15 protein-coding genes are annotated in these 14,721 nt (G+C 62.6%); 4 read left to right on the top strand and 11 right to left on the bottom strand.

Annotated features, from left to right (window positions below; genetic code table 11):
- Nucleotides 1-456 precede the first annotated feature (456 nt).
- Both MU846_RS00755 and MU846_RS00750 read right to left on the bottom strand, forming a co-directional pair.
- Nucleotides 457-2,001: a bifunctional GNAT family N-acetyltransferase/carbon-nitrogen hydrolase family protein gene (locus MU846_RS00755; RefSeq protein ID WP_246947282.1), complete on the bottom strand. Its 1,545-nt coding sequence runs from the start codon at nt 1,999-2,001 to the stop codon at nt 457-459.
- Nucleotides 2,002-2,021: 20 nt separating this feature from the next.
- Complete coding sequence (locus MU846_RS00750) at nt 2,022-2,399, bottom strand: hypothetical protein (RefSeq protein WP_246947281.1); 378 nt, start codon at nt 2,397-2,399, stop codon at nt 2,022-2,024.
- Nucleotides 2,400-2,483: 84 nt separating this feature from the next.
- On the opposite strand from MU846_RS00750, the gene cobB reads away from it, so the two are divergent.
- Nucleotides 2,484-3,206 (top strand): Sir2 family NAD+-dependent deacetylase, encoded by a 723-nt coding sequence (gene cobB, locus MU846_RS00745; RefSeq protein ID WP_246947280.1) that lies wholly within the window; start codon nt 2,484-2,486, stop codon nt 3,204-3,206.
- A gap of 84 nt (nt 3,207-3,290) precedes the next feature.
- On the top strand, nt 3,291-4,367 hold the full coding sequence (locus tag MU846_RS00740; protein ID WP_246947278.1) for a 3-deoxy-7-phosphoheptulonate synthase: 1,077 nt from the start codon (nt 3,291-3,293) through the stop codon (nt 4,365-4,367).
- A gap of 21 nt (nt 4,368-4,388) precedes the next feature.
- Here the strand turns inward: MU846_RS00740 and MU846_RS00735 are convergent, their stop codons facing one another.
- From MU846_RS00735 to MU846_RS00725, 3 genes are all read right to left on the bottom strand, one after another.
- Nucleotides 4,389-5,282 (bottom strand): thioredoxin domain-containing protein, encoded by an 894-nt coding sequence (locus tag MU846_RS00735; RefSeq protein WP_246947276.1) that lies wholly within the window; start codon nt 5,280-5,282, stop codon nt 4,389-4,391.
- Between the two features lie 72 nt (nt 5,283-5,354).
- Nucleotides 5,355-5,927 carry a DUF1285 domain-containing protein gene (locus MU846_RS00730; RefSeq protein ID WP_246947275.1) on the bottom strand — a complete coding sequence of 191 codons (573 nt, stop codon included), beginning with the start codon at nt 5,925-5,927 and terminating at the stop codon, nt 5,355-5,357.
- Between the two features lie 7 nt (nt 5,928-5,934).
- Nucleotides 5,935-6,567 (bottom strand): TetR/AcrR family transcriptional regulator, encoded by a 633-nt coding sequence (locus MU846_RS00725; RefSeq protein WP_246947274.1) that lies wholly within the window; start codon nt 6,565-6,567, stop codon nt 5,935-5,937.
- A 194-nt stretch (nt 6,568-6,761) separates the two neighbouring features.
- On the opposite strand from MU846_RS00725, the gene MU846_RS00720 reads away from it, so the two are divergent.
- On the top strand, nt 6,762-7,928 hold the full coding sequence (locus tag MU846_RS00720; protein ID WP_246947273.1) for an aminotransferase class V-fold PLP-dependent enzyme: 1,167 nt from the start codon (nt 6,762-6,764) through the stop codon (nt 7,926-7,928).
- Nucleotides 7,929-7,933: 5 nt separating this feature from the next.
- Nucleotides 7,934-8,803, top strand: coding sequence for a hypothetical protein (locus tag MU846_RS00715; protein WP_246947272.1), 870 nt, complete (start codon nt 7,934-7,936; stop codon nt 8,801-8,803).
- A 230-nt stretch (nt 8,804-9,033) separates the two neighbouring features.
- Here MU846_RS00715 and MU846_RS00710 read toward each other — a convergent pair whose 3' ends face one another.
- The 6 genes from MU846_RS00710 to tmk form a co-directional block, all read right to left on the bottom strand.
- Nucleotides 9,034-10,137, bottom strand: a complete 1,104-nt coding sequence (locus tag MU846_RS00710) for a S1 family peptidase (protein ID WP_246947271.1) — start codon at nt 10,135-10,137, stop codon at nt 9,034-9,036.
- A gap of 242 nt (nt 10,138-10,379) precedes the next feature.
- Nucleotides 10,380-11,750 (bottom strand): DNA recombination protein RmuC, encoded by a 1,371-nt coding sequence (locus MU846_RS00705; RefSeq protein ID WP_246947270.1) that lies wholly within the window; start codon nt 11,748-11,750, stop codon nt 10,380-10,382.
- Nucleotides 11,747-12,556, bottom strand: coding sequence for a TatD family hydrolase (locus MU846_RS00700; protein ID WP_246947268.1), 810 nt, complete (start codon nt 12,554-12,556; stop codon nt 11,747-11,749). The genes MU846_RS00705 and MU846_RS00700 overlap by 4 nt, the downstream gene beginning before the upstream one ends.
- An 11-nt stretch (nt 12,557-12,567) precedes the next feature.
- Complete coding sequence (locus MU846_RS00695; RefSeq protein ID WP_246947265.1) at nt 12,568-12,915, bottom strand: PilZ domain-containing protein; 348 nt, start codon at nt 12,913-12,915, stop codon at nt 12,568-12,570.
- A gap of 145 nt (nt 12,916-13,060) precedes the next feature.
- Nucleotides 13,061-14,062 (bottom strand): DNA polymerase III subunit delta', encoded by a 1,002-nt coding sequence (locus tag MU846_RS00690; RefSeq protein WP_246947262.1) that lies wholly within the window; start codon nt 14,060-14,062, stop codon nt 13,061-13,063.
- A complete protein-coding gene (gene tmk, locus MU846_RS00685; RefSeq protein WP_246947257.1) occupies nt 14,059-14,721 on the bottom strand; it encodes a dTMP kinase in 663 nt (220 codons plus the stop codon). Before tmk ends, MU846_RS00690 begins: the two co-directional genes overlap by 4 nt.

Here is a 14,721-nt window from a genome sequence, read left to right as displayed (position 1 = left end):
GAAAATAAATGAAAGTAGTGCAGCATGTAGCTGGCATCGTGACAGCTAAAAGTTCGTAACCCCCTCTCCCCCAACCCCTCTCCCACAAGGGGAGAGGGGAGCAAAAATATGATTCGCTCACCCTCCGGGCCAGCCTGCGGCTGTTCTACGCTTCGCTTGTCCCACAAGGGAAGAGGGGGCGATTATGGCAGGAAATATATACTCGGCACTTGATCTGGAACGAAACGGGCTAACGCTCGGGATTTTTCCTGTGGAATTTTATGAAAATTTCCACTTTGCGCTTGAGGCCGCTCGGACGGGTGGCGTAACACGCTCCGGCAAAACGGCTACGGTCTACGGTCTACGGTCTACGGTCTACGGTGGCTTAGTCTCCCGCATACGCAGGGACAAAGCGGCGCGGCGCTGCCCCGCTTCGCCCCCTGCCCGCTTCTTTCCCTGCTCGCTTCTTTCGCTGCCTTATTCGGCCGCCATCTGGCTGCGCCATTTCAGCCGATAGAGATCGTGGCGGCGATCCTTGAGGTTGGTGACAGAGCCTTCCTGGTGCAGCAGTTTCAGTTTTTCCAGATCCACATCCGCAAACAGCAGCATCTCGGTGTTCGGCACTGCCTCGCTGATAATGCCATCGTGGGGGAAATAGAAATCGCTGGGCGTGAACACTGCCGACTGGGCATATTGAATGTCCACGTTGTCCACCCGCGGCAGGTTGCCTACGGAACCTGAAATCGCGACGTAGCATTCGTTTTCAATCGCCCGCGCCTGGGCGCAATGACGCACGCGCAGGTAGCCGTTCTTGGTATCGGTCCAGAATGGCACGATCAGGATTTCCATACCCTGCTCGGCCAGAATACGGCCCAGCTCCGGGAACTCCACGTCGTAGCAGATCAGGATGCCGATGCGCCCGGCATCGGTTTCGAACACCTGCAAGTTGTCACCACCCTCGATACCCCAATCACGCCGCTCGCCCGGCGTGATATGGATTTTACGCTGCTCTTCCACGGTGCCGTCACGACGGCACAGGTAGGCGACGTTGTAGACGTTGTCGTCCTCGATCAGCGGCATCGAGCCGGCGACGATATTGATGTTGTAGCTCACGGCAAGATCCGACACTGCGCTGCGAATCTCCGCCGTGAAGCCGGCCAGAAACCGGATCGCCTCGATGGAGTGCAGCTGCGCATCAAGGCCCATCAACGGTGCACTGAAAAACTCGGGAAGGATGGCAAAATCCGCCCGGTAATCCGACAGCGCATCAACAAAAAACTCGACCTGATTGATCAGGTCTTCCACCGAGGTGGCCACGCGCATGCGCCGCTGCACCACACCCAGCCGCACCATGGTTTTACTGATATAACCGGTTTCATCTTCCGGCTCGGGCGTGTAGAGAATATTGTCCCATTCCAGCAGCGTGGCGTAACCACGGGAATCCTCGTCTTCCGGCAGATAACGTTTCAGCAGACGTTTGACATCGAAGCCGTTGGCAAGCTGGAACGACAGGATCGGATCATAAAGCTGCTGGCGCTCCACTTGCTCGATGTAATCCGTCACCGACAGCGAGTCCGCATGGGCGCCATAGCCGGGCAGACGGCCGCCAGCGAGGATGGCGCGCAGGTTCTCGTCACGGCAAAGCTCCTTGCGCGCTTCGTACAAACGGCGGCCAAGGCGATAACCGCGAAACTCCGGGTGCACCAGCACATCCAGGCCATACAAGGCATCCCCCTCGTCATCGTGGGAATGCACCCGATTGTCGGTGATCAGCTCTTCATACCGGTGGGGGTTTGAGAAACGATCGTATTTCACCTTGATGGTCAGTGCTGCCGCCACCAGCTCGTCGTTATCGACGATACACAGCTGGCCTTCCGGGAACAGCCGCATCAGGGCGCGGATGGTTTCTTCCGGCCAGGCGCCGCCGATATCGGCATAGACCAGATCCATCAGGGCGGCGAGCTGTGGGTAGTCGTCCTCGCACAGTGTGCGCAAGCGGAGTTTGGTAGTTTCCTCGCCCATCGACATTCCTCGGCATCAGATCAGGGGATAAAGGGGATCAGCCACTGGCGCGCCTGATTATGCAGGGCCCGGGTGGCGTCCGGATACAGAGCGATGCCATCGGGCCGGACAAACAGCACCGCACCGGATGTGAGGCCGATAAAACCGGCCATCTGCTCTCGCACATAGCCACAATGCTGCTCCCACACCGGGCGCAGGGCCGCCGGGATCAGCTCGAACCCGAGCGCGCCATTGCCCAGTGGATCGTCCAGTGCCGCACGGTCGCGATACAGGCCAACCGCCTGGGCAGTGATCATCAGGACGCTCTGGTGATGAAAATGGAGCAGATTCACCTGGCCATGGCCGGCGACTGTTGCGCGCTCATGGGAGTGGATGATGGCATCGGTCATGCTGGCCATTATAGCGCTCTCGGGGCAAGCTGATCAGTCCCTGCCGGGGCACTTTGCCGGCCGGCGCTATACGCTATGCCAGGAGCTCGTTGCATGTCCGTATTATCCCCCCATGATCGTGTCGTCATTCTTACCGGTGCTGGAATTTCCGCCGAATCCGGCATCCGCACTTTTCGTGGTGATGACGGCCTTTGGGAAAATCATCGGCTGGAGGATGTGGCAACGCCGGAAGCCTTCCAGCGGGATCCGGCGCTGGTGCAACGCTTTTACAACGCCCGGCGGCAGCAATTGCTGTCACCCGAGCTTGCGCCGAATGCGGCGCACCAGGCACTGGCGCGCCTCGAGCGCGCGTTGCCGGGCCGCTTTCTGCTGGTCACACAGAACGTTGACAATCTGCACGAGCGCGCCGGCAGTGAAGCAATCATCCACATGCATGGCGAGTTGCTGAAGGCGCGCTGCCTGCACTGCCAGCATGTCAGCAAGGCCAGCGCCGATCTCGGCCCGCACAGCCATTGTAGCGCCTGCGATCAGCGTGGCCGGCTGCGACCACATATCGTCTGGTTCGGTGAAGTGCCGCTGCAAATGGATGATATTTACCAGGCGCTGTCCCAGTGCACGATGTTTGCCAGCATCGGTACTTCCGGCAATGTGTATCCCGCAGCCGGGTTTGTCGAGGTCGCCAATGCGGCTGGTGCCCACACCATCGAGCTGAATCTGGAAGCCTCTCGCGTGCGTACCGCTTTTGCTGAACATCGGGAGGGCCCGGCCTCCCAACTGGTACCAGCCTGGGTCGAGGAATTGCTGGCAGAACAATGATGGCTTTTTGTGCCGTGTTTCTTCACTGCGGGGATTCCGCTAGACTGCCTGTCCCTGAATTACCCGTACGGACAGACCGGCATCATGGCGCAGACACAGGTTGATAACCTCAATATCGAATCCCAGACGTTGCTGATTACGCCGCGTGAACTGAAAGCGCACCTGCCGCTTTCCGAGCGCGCCCGCAGCACGGTAGCGGCTGGCCGCCAGGCGATCCGCGACATTCTTGATCGCAAGGACCCGCGCCTGTTCATCGTCATCGGCCCCTGCTCGATCCACGATGTGGACGCTGCCAAAGACTACGCCGTCCGCCTGAAAAAGCTGGCCGACGAAGTGCAGGACAGCCTGCTGCTGGTGCAGCGCGTCTATTTTGAAAAGCCGCGCACGACAGTGGGCTGGAAGGGCCTGATCAACGATCCGTACATGAACGACACGTTCAAGATCGAGGATGGCTTGCACATCGCGCGCAAGCTGCTGCTGGAGATGGCCGAGGCCGGCCTGCCCACCGCCACCGAAGCGCTCGACCCGATCACGCCGCAATATTTGCAGGATCTGATCACCTGGTCGGCCATCGGCGCCCGCACCACGGAGTCGCAGACGCACCGGGAAATGTCCTCCGGCCTGTCCAGCCCCGTAGGTTTCAAGAACGGCACCGATGGCAGTCTGGATGTGGCCATTAATGCCATGCTGTCGGTGCGCCATCCGCACCGCTTCCTCGGCATTGATGCCGACGGCAAGGCGGCAGTGACAGTCACACGCGGCAACCCTTACGCACACGTTGTGCTGCGGGGCGGCGGCGGCAAGCCGAACTATGATTCAGTGTCCGTGGCGCTGGCCGAGCAGGCGCTGCGCAAGGCGAAGGTTTCCACCAACATCATGGTCGATTGCAGCCATGCCAACTCCAACAAGGACCCGGCGCTGCAAACGCTGGTGATGGAAAATATCACCAACCAGATTCTGGAAGGCAATCAGTCGATCGTTGGCCTGATGGTGGAATCCAACCTGCGCCACGGCAACCAGTCCATTCCGGCCGATCTCAGCCAGCTCGAATATGGCGTCTCGGTGACGGACGGCTGCATCGGCTGGGACGACACCGAAAGCGCCATCCGCAGCATGGCCGAGAAGCTGCGTGCGGTGCTGCCAGGGCGCAGCGCAGCCTGACCTGATGCACAGCCCGCCTGTTTACGCGCCGTCCGTGCCGTGAGCAGGCGGCGCAACCCGCCCGCCTTCCGCCCCGCTGTTCTCGTTCCGCCCCAGCAAGTTCAATAGCGCCGCCGGCGCGGGCCGCGCATAGTCGTTTTCGCTGACTGCCAGACGCAACAGATCACCTTCCGCATCGGTCAGCATCAGCGCTGGTTGCACCGTGTCGGCGCCATGGCCGAACAAGCGCCACCACAGTGGCACAGCGCCTCGTCGCAACAAACCCAGCCGCCGCGCTGCGGCAAGCTCGCGATCCTGGCAGATCAGCACATCGGCGGCCTCCGGCCCCAGCAGTGCGCGTGTTCGGGCAGCGGGTTGCTGGCTGACCAGCACCAACCGTGCACGACGTGCCGCCAACGCTGGCTGCCATCGCACCAGCTCCGCCACCTGCCCTTTGCACAACGGCGACCAGTTGCCGCGAAAAAACAGCCACAGCGCAGCCCGATCCTCCAGCGCCTGCGCCACTGGCGTGCCGTCGGCCAGAGCCAGCGGCAACGGCAGCACTGCGCTCCCCGGCTGAGGCACCTGCGCCAACGCGTGCCGTGAGCCGGGCCACAACAGAAACACCAGATAGCCGCCTGCTGCCAGCGCCGCGCACACAACCGGCTGCCAGGCCGGATTGTCATCCAGCAAGGTGCCCCACAACGCCAGGCAGGCGCCGATCCAGACCAGCAGCGTCACCACCGGCAGATGGGCACGCTCTCGCGGAGGATGGCGCAGCCGCAACAGCACCAGCCAGACGGGCAACGCCAGGCAGGCCAACGCAGCGCCATACCAGCCGGGCTGCGCTGGCGCCACCTGCACCAACGCCATCGTGCCCAGCGCAGTCACCAGCGGAAGATAGAGAGAAACAAACAAGGTACGAAGACGCTCCATCGCCTGCACTGCTCCTGTTACGCGGCCCATGGCGGGCACGCAGCGGCGTTTGTGTATGGGGTTTGCGGCGACTCAGCCGAGCGGGCCGACAAGAAACTGTTCGCCATCGCTGCGCACGGCCAGCCAAGGCTCGCCCTGGTGCTGCACCTGCTCGGCAAGCTCCACCAGCTGATAAAACACATTACGGCCAAGCAGTGCTTCGAGATTATCGCGGACCCGCAAGTACGGGGACGGCTCGCCCGTTGCAGGATCAGTCTCGACCCGCAGCGGGTGCCGCGCATCCGCCACCACCGTCGCTCCCACGTTTGTGGTGAATACCAGCTTGGCAACGCCCCGATCAACAACCTGCTCAAGAGCAACCGCAACAAAGGGCGCGTCTTCCACGACAATACGGAGTTTTTCCGCTGGCGTGACCAGGAAATAATCATCGCCCTCGCGGCGCAAAATAGTGGAGAACACCCGCACCATCGCTTCGCGCCGGATCACCGAGCCCTCGTGATACCAGCGGCCATCGCGAGCAATGCGTATATCAATGTCGGCCTGATGATCCGGCTGCCAGCGATGCACCGGCGGCAAGCCCTGCTCGTCCTTTTCGGCTTTTTCCAGCAGCGCCAGAACATCCTCCGCCGAGCGTGGCTCAGTCATCTGCGTCTCACTTGCCACGCTGGCCTTTGTTGCCCATGCGGATACCGATACTCACCAGAAAATCCAGGAAATCGGCTTTGTCGTCGATGAACTTCTGGTAATAAGGGGATTCCATCAGTGCCACAGCACCATGCGCCAGCGCCCAGGCCGCCGCGATATGATAAGGCGCCGGTACGTTTTCCAGTGTGCCGTCATCCATGCGCGCTTCCATGGTGCGCACCAGGCTGGCGAGGTTGTCGGAGCGGATGGCGTGCAACTTCTCCACCAGCTCGGGCACTGCCTGATCCTTGATGACTTTATTTTCGAGACGATCGAACAACTGGTAGCGGCGCGGATCGCTGATGCGAAAGCGGAAATATTCACGCGCAATAGTTTCCTTGTCTTCGCTCCCGGATATCTGCCGAAACAGCTCGGCCAGATCTTCCTCGTAGCGAATCATCAACAACAGATAAATTTCGTTCTTGGTTTCGAAGTGCTTGTAGATAGTCCCCTTGCCGATACCCACCCGGTCAGCGATCATCTCGACCGTGACGCGGTCTTCCCCCTGTTCCAGAAACAACGCCAGCGCGGCGTCCAGAATCTCACGTTCACGTTGACGGAATTCCTGCGCCTTGCGAGCGGCTTTTTCCAGGTCACCCATCTGCACAACTCTCCTGAAAGATATTCCGCGGCCCGGCAGGCGTCGCGCCGCCACTGATGCCCGATAACAGGGGGGCCAAGGAGTGTCAAAGTCTAGCCCACTGCCCGCCACCGGGCAAAAACACCGCTCCGGCAAGGCAACCGGCGCGCCAGAATGATACCGTTGTTGTCCCGATTCATAGCAAGGGCAACGGCATGAATGACTCTCCACTGCGGTCTGCCGGCAGCTTCGCCGCGCTGCCTGCTGCTATCACATCCGAGTTTCCGCAGGCAGCAGATGTCTATTACCTCAATCACGCGGCGGTCGCCCCCTGGCCACACCGCACTCGGGATGCCGTCTGCCGTTTTGCCGATGAAAACCTGCGCCAGGGCGCACGCGATTACCCCGGCTGGCTGGCGGTGCAGGCGCGGCTGCGCGCACAGCTGTGCCAGTTGATCAATGCACCGGACGCAGCCGATATCGCGTTACTGAAAAACACCTCCGAAGGGTTGTCGCTGATCGCCGCCGGGCTCGCGTGGCAAGCTGGCGACGAGATCGTCATCAGCGACCAGGAATTCCCGTCCAACCGCATTCCCTGGCAAGCGCTGGCGCAGCGCGGCGTGCGCACGATCATGGTGGATATTAGCGGCGACGCACCGGAGCAGGCGCTGATTGACGCGCTGACCCCGCGCACGCGCCTGCTGTCGATCAGCTCGGTGCAATATGGCACCGGGCTGCGCATGGATCTCACACGCCTGGGCGAAGCCTGCCGCGACAACGGCACGCTGTTCTGTGTCGATGCCATCCAGACGCTTGGCGCGCTGCCCTTTGATGCTCGCGCCTGCCACGCAGATTTCGTGGTCGCCGATGGGCACAAATGGATGCTCGGCCCCGAGGGCCTGGCGCTGTTCTATTGCCGCGCCCCGGTACGCGAGCAGCTCGCCCTGACCCAGTACGGCTGGCACATGGTGGAAGACGCCGGCAATTACGACCGGGCCGACTGGGCGCCAGCCGCCAGTGCACGGCGGTTTGAATGCGGCAGCCCCAACATGCTGACCATCCACGCCCTTTCCGCGAGCCTGTCGCTGTTGCTGGAAGTCGGGATGGAACACGTCGGCGAGGCGCTGCTGGCACGCAGCGGTTATCTGGATCAGCGCCTGCGGGAAAGCGGCCGAGGGCGCATGATCAGTCCTGCCTGTGATACCCGGCGCAGCGGTATCATCACCTGGCAGCCGGATCGCGAAACCCCTGCCGCCGCCTATGCGCGCCTGCAGGCGGCTGGCGTGGTGTGCGCGCAGCGAGCGGGCGGCATCCGCTTGTCGCCACACTTCTACACTGACCAGTCAGTCATCGACCGGGCGGTCGATTTGCTGCTAGCATAGCCGCCATGCATCACGATACCGACTACCCCACCACGGCGGGCTGGCTCGAAGCCGAGCAGCCCGGCACTACCCCGCGCTTGTCCGATTTCGAGCGCGTGCGGCAGCTATTGCAGCCGTGCGATGTATTGCTGGTGGATGGCCGCCGCCGCGTGGATCGCCGCATCAGCGGCATTACCACCAGCCGCTGGTCGCATGTAGCGCTTTATCTGGGCCGGCTGCGGGAAATCAGCGATCCGGCGCTGCGCGCTACCGTGGCCGAATACTTTCCCTGCGAGCCCGATACACAGCTGATTCTGCATACCACGCCCCGGCGCGGCCTGTGTCTGGATGCGCTGTCCGAGTTGCAGGAAGAGCACTTGCGTATCTGCCGCCCCCGCGGCATGAAAGGCGACGATGCCCAAACGGTGATCCGCTACGCTATCAGCCGGCTTGCAGTGGTCATGCGGCTGTCGGTACTGGATGCCCTTTGTCTCGTCCTGCCCTGGGCTCTGGTGCCACGACGCTGGCGCGCGGGTTTGTTTGCGCGGCTGGCCGGGCGCATGTTGCGGGCGCTGACAGGAAGCCCCATTGGCGAAGCCTTCTCGTTTATCCAGTTCCCGGTGCTGCCGCTGGTGAAGCGAACCGAAATCGACATCAGCCGCCTGTATCGACGCCATCCCCGGCTGTTTTACCCGGCAGATTTCGACCATTCCCCCTACTTCGATATCGTGAAGTATCCGTTCGTGGATCATAACGACGACCGCAACATCCGCCTGCTGCCCTGGAAAGGCAGCCTCGGCGCGCTGGATGAACACAGCGCCCGCCAGGCCGAAGAGCAGGTACGCAGAGACGGCCAGGCCGCGCAGCAACCGCCCGGCGAGACGCCCCGCAACTAGGCCCGGTTTTTCTTGCAGCGGCCTGATCGTGGCCTGTGATATCCGGCTCCCACGGCCTCCCACGAAAGCGCGAGCGAATCACGGGAACAGCCTGACGCACCCCGATGACCATTCCTCGCGCCGGCCACTCGGGCAATGTTCTTGTGGCGTGTTCGTTGGCTCGCCGGCGTTTGTCGATTCGCTCCGCTCGGTCCCGACTCACGCCGCCTGCGTGATGCCCAGCGCGGGCGTCACGGCGTCCTTGCTGCCGCCCCCTGCTCCGCAACAGCCGTTCCCGGCCGCCAGGGTTCCACAGGGGGTGCAGTCAGCCGCAAGCTGCGACTCTGGCACCGCGTCAGATTGCCGTCCTGGGTACATTTCATCGTGGCCTGCCGCTGTCCCGCCGTCGGCGTATCCGAACGAGGCTGCCAGCTCAGCGCAGCGGTCTGGATCATGCCTGCTGTGTGGCTGCTGGCGCGCGTTGCTACAGGTTCATCGGGCGCCGTGGCGGGCCTGTTATCGGCCAGTGTCAGCGCCACATTGCGCGCTGTCTGCTGCATCCAGCCGGTAAACGAGCCAGCGGCGGTGTACACTCCCGGCACACCTGCCATGCCGCATTCCTTTGCGCCGTAACTGGTGATGCCCATCAGCCAGGGGCGCCCCTGATGCTCCAGCACGAGCGGCCCGCCGCTATCGCCCGTGCAAGTATCCTGCTGCGGGGCGCCGCCGGCACACAGCTGACTGCCATCCAGCAAGTGCCAGGTGCTGCGGCATTGCCGCCCCGGCACATGCCCCAGCCGCAGCGCCTGCAATACCCGTGCACCGCTGTGCGGATCATCAGCACGGGCGCGGCCCCAACCGAGCGCCGTGAGTGTCGCCCCGGCGCCCGCCCGGGCCAGATAGTGCTGCTGCTCACGGCCACCTATAGCGAGCGGCGCGGCCCTGGCATCGGAGGCCAGACGCAGCAAGGCAATATCATTGTGCAGGCCCTGGCGCCGGTAATCGGGGTGCGGATGCACCCCCACGACGCGCAGATACTCACCGCCCGTGCCATCGCGGTAGGCGCTGCCCACCACGACCAGCAGTTGTTCGGGCGAGGTCTGCCGGCCCTCATCATTGATCACACAGTGAGCCGCCGTGAGCACCCATCGGGATGCCACCAGCGTTCCCCCACACACGAGAGATGTCCGGGTGCTTGTCGCCCCAGGCACATGATTCACCGCAGCCATCCAGGGCCAGTCTTGTTGTTGTGTATCCGTTTCCCCGATGATTCGCGCCTGTAGCTCGCCCCCCGCCACCCCTTGGCTGGCCAGGCAGAAAGCCATGGCCAGGCCAAAGCCCAGCAAGCGAAACATAGCACTTTAATCCTGTTTTTATATATTTTGTGCTAGGTAATCTGCCGTAGTGGCGGGATTGTGTAAAGTTGTAAAAAAGAATTATGTGACGCTTGACGGTTTTCCCTGCCCGAGTGCCGACAAGAGCCAGGCCCGGCCATGGTAAGCAATGGAAGACGAAGGAAAGCAATGATAAGCAAACGAAGAAAACCGGCAAAAGGTCGGGAAAGGCAGGAAAAGCCTTCAGAAGAGCCGGCCAGCACTCAGGCTGAAGGCTTGTCCGGCAGGTCGCCGCCGCTCTCCCCGTCCTCTGCATCCTCTGCATCCTGCGGAGACGGCAGGTTGCGGCGCGCTCGTGCGCCCAGGTCACGCAACTGGTGCGCTTGCCGCAGCAGGTTGCCGCGCCCTTCCGAGAGGCGCCGGTAGCTGGTTTCCCAGGCATCGTTAGCCTGGCTGAGCCGGTCGCCCACCTGCCGCAGGGATTCCTCCAGCAGCGAAATCTGATCGCAGATGCGCCCTGCACGATCAGCGATGCTGATGGCATTGCGGTTCTGGTATTCGTAGCGCCAGATATTGTTGATGGTGCGCAAGGTCACCAGCAGCGTGGTCGGGCTTACCAGCACGATGTGATCGGCATAGGCTTCCTGATACAGCTCCGGCGCACGCTCCATGGCAAGCAGAAACGCTGCCTCCACCGGGATGAACAGCAGCACGAAATCCAGCGTGCGCACGCCATCCAGCTGTTCGTAGCTTTTCTTGCTGAGGCCGCGGATATGCGTGCGCAACGACTGCACATGCTCTACCAGCGCCTGCTGACGCAGCAGTTCGTCTTCCTCGGAGCAGAACCGCTCGTAGGCCACCAGCGACATCTTGCTGTCGATGATCACGTCTTTATTGTCCGGCAGGTGTACCACCACATCCGGCTGCCGACGAGAACCATCCTCACTGGTGAGGGTGACCTGGGTTTCGTATTCCCGGCCCCGTGTCAGGCCGGATTCTTCCAGAATCCGCTCCAGAATCATCTCGCCCCAGTTACCCTGGGTCTTGACCTGGCCTTTCAAGGCATTGGTGAGATTGCGCGCATCTTGATGCATCTGCTGGTGCAATGTGTGCAGCCCACGGATCTGCTCCGCCAAGGTGGCCTGTTGCCGGGCGTCTTCGCCATGGATAGCGTCCACGCGCCGGCGAAAATCGGCAATCTGTTCACGGAACGGTTTCAGCAGATCATCCAGCCCGGTGCGATTCTGCTCCTGCAACTGTTTGCTGCGCTGCTCGAAAATACGCGCCGACAATTGCTCGAATTCCAGTTTCAGCTGCTCGCGGCTGCTCTCTAGCCAGGCCAGTTTTTCTTGTTGCGCCTGATGCCGCTCTTCCAGTCGGGCCTGCTCGGCCAGCAATTTTGCTTCGTTCGCCTGCGCTGACCCCAGCGCCTGCTGCGTGGCGCCCAGTTGCGCCACCGATTCCTGATATCGCAGCTCCAGCGCTTGCTGCTGTGCCTCTGCTGCGGCAAGTTGTTGCTGCTGCCTGGTCAGTTCGCCCGCCATACGACGGCCGCGGATTCCGACCAGCACCGCACCGATGAGCAGCCCCACCAGCCCCGCCAATGCGCTCGCCAGAAGCATCGCTGTGTTCATGCTGCCGCCTTGTCAAAGAGCCGGAAAAAATTTTCTCTGGTGGCAGCGGCGACGGCCTGGGCACTGGTGCCTTTCAGCTCGGCTACACAAGCCGCCACTTCCGCGACAAAGCGCGGTTCATTGGGCTTGCCGCGATGTGGCACCGGCGCCAGCCAGGGCGCGTCGGTTTCGATCAGCAATTTCTCCAGCGGCAGCGCTCTCACCACGTCGCGCAGCGGCTCTGCCGTACGGAAGGTGACAATGCCGGAGATGGAAATCAGAAAACCCATCTCGATGGCGGCCTCGGCCATGGCCAGATCTTCGGTGAAGCAATGCAAAACACCGCGCACCTCGCCGCCGCCATGTTCGCGCAGCAGCGCAAGGGTATCTTCACGCGCGTTGCGCGTATGAATCACCAGCGGCAAACCGGTCTGCCGGGCCGCTTCGATATGCGCAATGAAGCTTTGGTGCTGCCAGGCCACATCGGCGCCGTCCTTGAAATAATCCAGCCCGGTTTCCCCCAGCCCGACGACTTTCGGGTGTGCTGCCAGTGCCACCAGTTCTTCCACCGTGGCACCGCCGGACTCAGGATAAAGCGGATGCACGCCCACGGTGGCATACACCTGGGGCCAGGCTTCAGCCAGCGCCAGCACAGGAGTGACATTTTCCAGGCCGACGCCGATGCACAGCATCTGCGAGACGCCAGCCGCCGCTGCGGCCTGCATCATGGCGTCGAAGTTGCCGTCGTAGGCCGACAGATCCAGCCGGTCGAGATGACAATGGGAGTCAACCAGGCCAGTGACGGCCGGGCGCGGTGAAGCAGTCATTACGTTATCCATTACATGGTGTGCGTGGGCCGGTCCGATTCCAGCGAACCCGCCAGGTAATTTTCAATGGTGCGCCGGGCGGTATCATCCTGATCCGAGAACTGCACGCCGATACCGGCGGTACGGTTGCCCTGTGCGCCTTTCGGCGTGATCCAGACGATTTTGCCCGCCACCGGGATTTTTTCGGACTCTTCCATCAGGCTCAGCAGCAGAAAAATTTCCTCGCCCAGCTTGTAGTCCTTGGTGGTGGGAATAAACAGCCCACCGTTACGGATAAACGGCATATAGGCCGAATACAGTACTGCCTTGTCCTTGATAGTCAGCGACAAAATGCCGCTGCGGCCACCAGGCATTTTCATAAGCAACCCCAATCAGGATCAAACTGCGGAGTCAGGCGGCCCGTTTCAACTCGGGCCTTGAACACCGCGCAACATACCACTCGCGGGCAAACCGGGCGAGCCAGCGTGCCCTGCCCCGTGTCTCGGGGTCTTCTGACCGCGCCGATCAGGCTGGCAAGTCGAGCTGCCCCGCCAACACCATCAGCGCCTGCTCCAGCAACAGCTCCCGGTTCGGGTTGGCGCCGGACAACCACAGGCGCCGCGCACGTGCCAGCGCCTGGGCAAAATCAAGTAATCGCATGGCCGGCGCCCGCGCCAGCTGCTGTAGCGGCTTCAGCAACTCCGCATCGGCAACCGGCGCATCGCCCTGAGCCATGCGCAGTGCTTGCCAGACCCAGCCGTAGCATGCCTCCAGCACTGCGGTAGTGTCGTGCTCCGCCAGCTGCCGCGCCACTATTACCACGCTGGCCTGACCAGCGGCCAGGCGCGCCAGTGCCTGCACCAGCGGGGCGCGGCTGGCGAACCAGTCGGCCTGCTCCAGTGCCAGCGCTTTCAGCGGTGCGCCGCCCGCTGCCACCAGCAACGGCGCTGCCCGCTCAGGCACTGCCAGTTGCTGAGCCAGCCAGGGCTCTGCCTGGGCACTCGGTGGCACGGGCAACAGCTGCCGCTGGCAGCGGCTGCGCACCGTCGGCAACAGCTGGCTGATCTGGTCACTTACGAGCAGGATCAGGGTGTTTGCGCCGGGCTCCTCCAGCGTCTTCAACAATGCGTTCTGGGCGGCACGATTCATCGCCTGGGCGGGCATGATCAGCGCCACGCGATAACCGCCGTACTGGGCCGTGCGGCTGGCGAAATCCACCAGCTCTCGCACCTGGTCGATGCGGATCGCCTTGCCCTGCTCGGCCGGCTCCGCCAGATACAGATCAGGGTGCGTGCCAGCGGTGCTCATGTGACAACCATGGCAACGCCCGCAGGCAAGCCCGCCACGCGGCGCTTCGCAAAACAGCAATTGCACCAGTGCCAGCGCCAGCCGGGATTTGCCGATGCCTGCCGGCCCGGCCAGCAGCAGCGCATGGGGCAAGCGGCCCTCCTCGCGCCTGCGGAAAAGCTGCGCCAGTGTTTCCCGGTGCCACGGGCACGGCGCCTGAATGGCCGCTGGCTCGGTCACAGCGCGCTACCCTTGTTGGCAGCCGTGGCAGCGCCGTGCTCGGCAATGGCTTCGTGAATCAGCACTTGCACGCGCTCGCGCACTTGGTCCAGCCCCACACCGGCCTCGATCAGCCGAAAACGCGCTGGCTCGGCTTGCTGGCGCTGTAGGTAGGTTTGTCGGATACGCTCGAAAAAATCCGCCTGTTCGCGCTCGAACCGATCCAGCGCGCCGCGCCGGCCGGCACGAAGCAAACCCTGCTCCACTGGCAGGTCGAACAACAGCGTGCGATCTGGCCGCAGCGTGCCCTGCACCAGTTGTTCAAGCGTGGTGATCTGTGCCTCGGGCAAGCCACGCCCGCCGCCCTGATAGGCGTAGGTGGCATCGGTGAAGCGATCGCACAGTACCCACTTGCCAGCTGCAAGTGCGGGCTCGATCACCTGATGAATGTGTTGCGCACGGGCGGCGAAAATCAGCAACAACTCGGTCACGGGCGCGATGGTTTCCTCTCGTTCCACCAGCAGCAGATCTCGAATCGCTTCGGCACAGGGTGTTCCGCCCGGCTCGCGGGTGATCAGCACTTCGATCTGGCTGGCCCGCAGCAGCTCGGCCGCCCAGGCCAGATTGCTGGTCTTGCCGGCGCCTTCGATCCCTTCAAAGGTAATGAAACAGCCTCGCAT

This window comes from Alcanivorax quisquiliarum, assembly GCF_023051175.1.
Taxonomy (GTDB): Bacteria; Pseudomonadota; Gammaproteobacteria; order Pseudomonadales; family Alcanivoracaceae; genus Isoalcanivorax; species Isoalcanivorax quisquiliarum.
The sequence above is the reverse complement of the archived record's forward strand: the minus strand, read 5'-3'. Positions and strand labels throughout refer to the sequence as shown.

Coding starts and splice junctions, on each gene's coding strand:
- MU846_RS00755 (WP_246947282.1), bottom strand. CDS start 2,001: ATGGGCGAGGAAACTACCAAACTCCGCTTGCGCACACTGTGCGAGGAC.
- MU846_RS00750 (WP_246947281.1), bottom strand. CDS start 2,399: ATGGCCAGCATGACCGATGCCATCATCCACTCCCATGAGCGCGCAACA.
- cobB (WP_246947280.1), top strand. CDS start 2,484: ATGTCCGTATTATCCCCCCATGATCGTGTCGTCATTCTTACCGGTGCT.
- MU846_RS00740 (WP_246947278.1), top strand. CDS start 3,291: ATGGCGCAGACACAGGTTGATAACCTCAATATCGAATCCCAGACGTTG.
- MU846_RS00735 (WP_246947276.1), bottom strand. CDS start 5,282: ATGGAGCGTCTTCGTACCTTGTTTGTTTCTCTCTATCTTCCGCTGGTG.
- MU846_RS00730 (WP_246947275.1), bottom strand. CDS start 5,927: ATGACTGAGCCACGCTCGGCGGAGGATGTTCTGGCGCTGCTGGAAAAA.
- MU846_RS00725 (WP_246947274.1), bottom strand. CDS start 6,567: ATGGGTGACCTGGAAAAAGCCGCTCGCAAGGCGCAGGAATTCCGTCAA.
- MU846_RS00720 (WP_246947273.1), top strand. CDS start 6,762: ATGAATGACTCTCCACTGCGGTCTGCCGGCAGCTTCGCCGCGCTGCCT.
- MU846_RS00715 (WP_246947272.1), top strand. CDS start 7,934: ATGCATCACGATACCGACTACCCCACCACGGCGGGCTGGCTCGAAGCC.
- MU846_RS00710 (WP_246947271.1), bottom strand. CDS start 10,137: ATGTTTCGCTTGCTGGGCTTTGGCCTGGCCATGGCTTTCTGCCTGGCC.
- MU846_RS00705 (WP_246947270.1), bottom strand. CDS start 11,750: ATGAACACAGCGATGCTTCTGGCGAGCGCATTGGCGGGGCTGGTGGGG.
- MU846_RS00700 (WP_246947268.1), bottom strand. CDS start 12,556: ATGACTGCTTCACCGCGCCCGGCCGTCACTGGCCTGGTTGACTCCCAT.
- MU846_RS00695 (WP_246947265.1), bottom strand. CDS start 12,915: ATGAAAATGCCTGGTGGCCGCAGCGGCATTTTGTCGCTGACTATCAAG.
- tmk (WP_246947257.1), bottom strand. CDS start 14,721: ATGCGAGGCTGTTTCATTACCTTTGAAGGGATCGAAGGCGCCGGCAAG.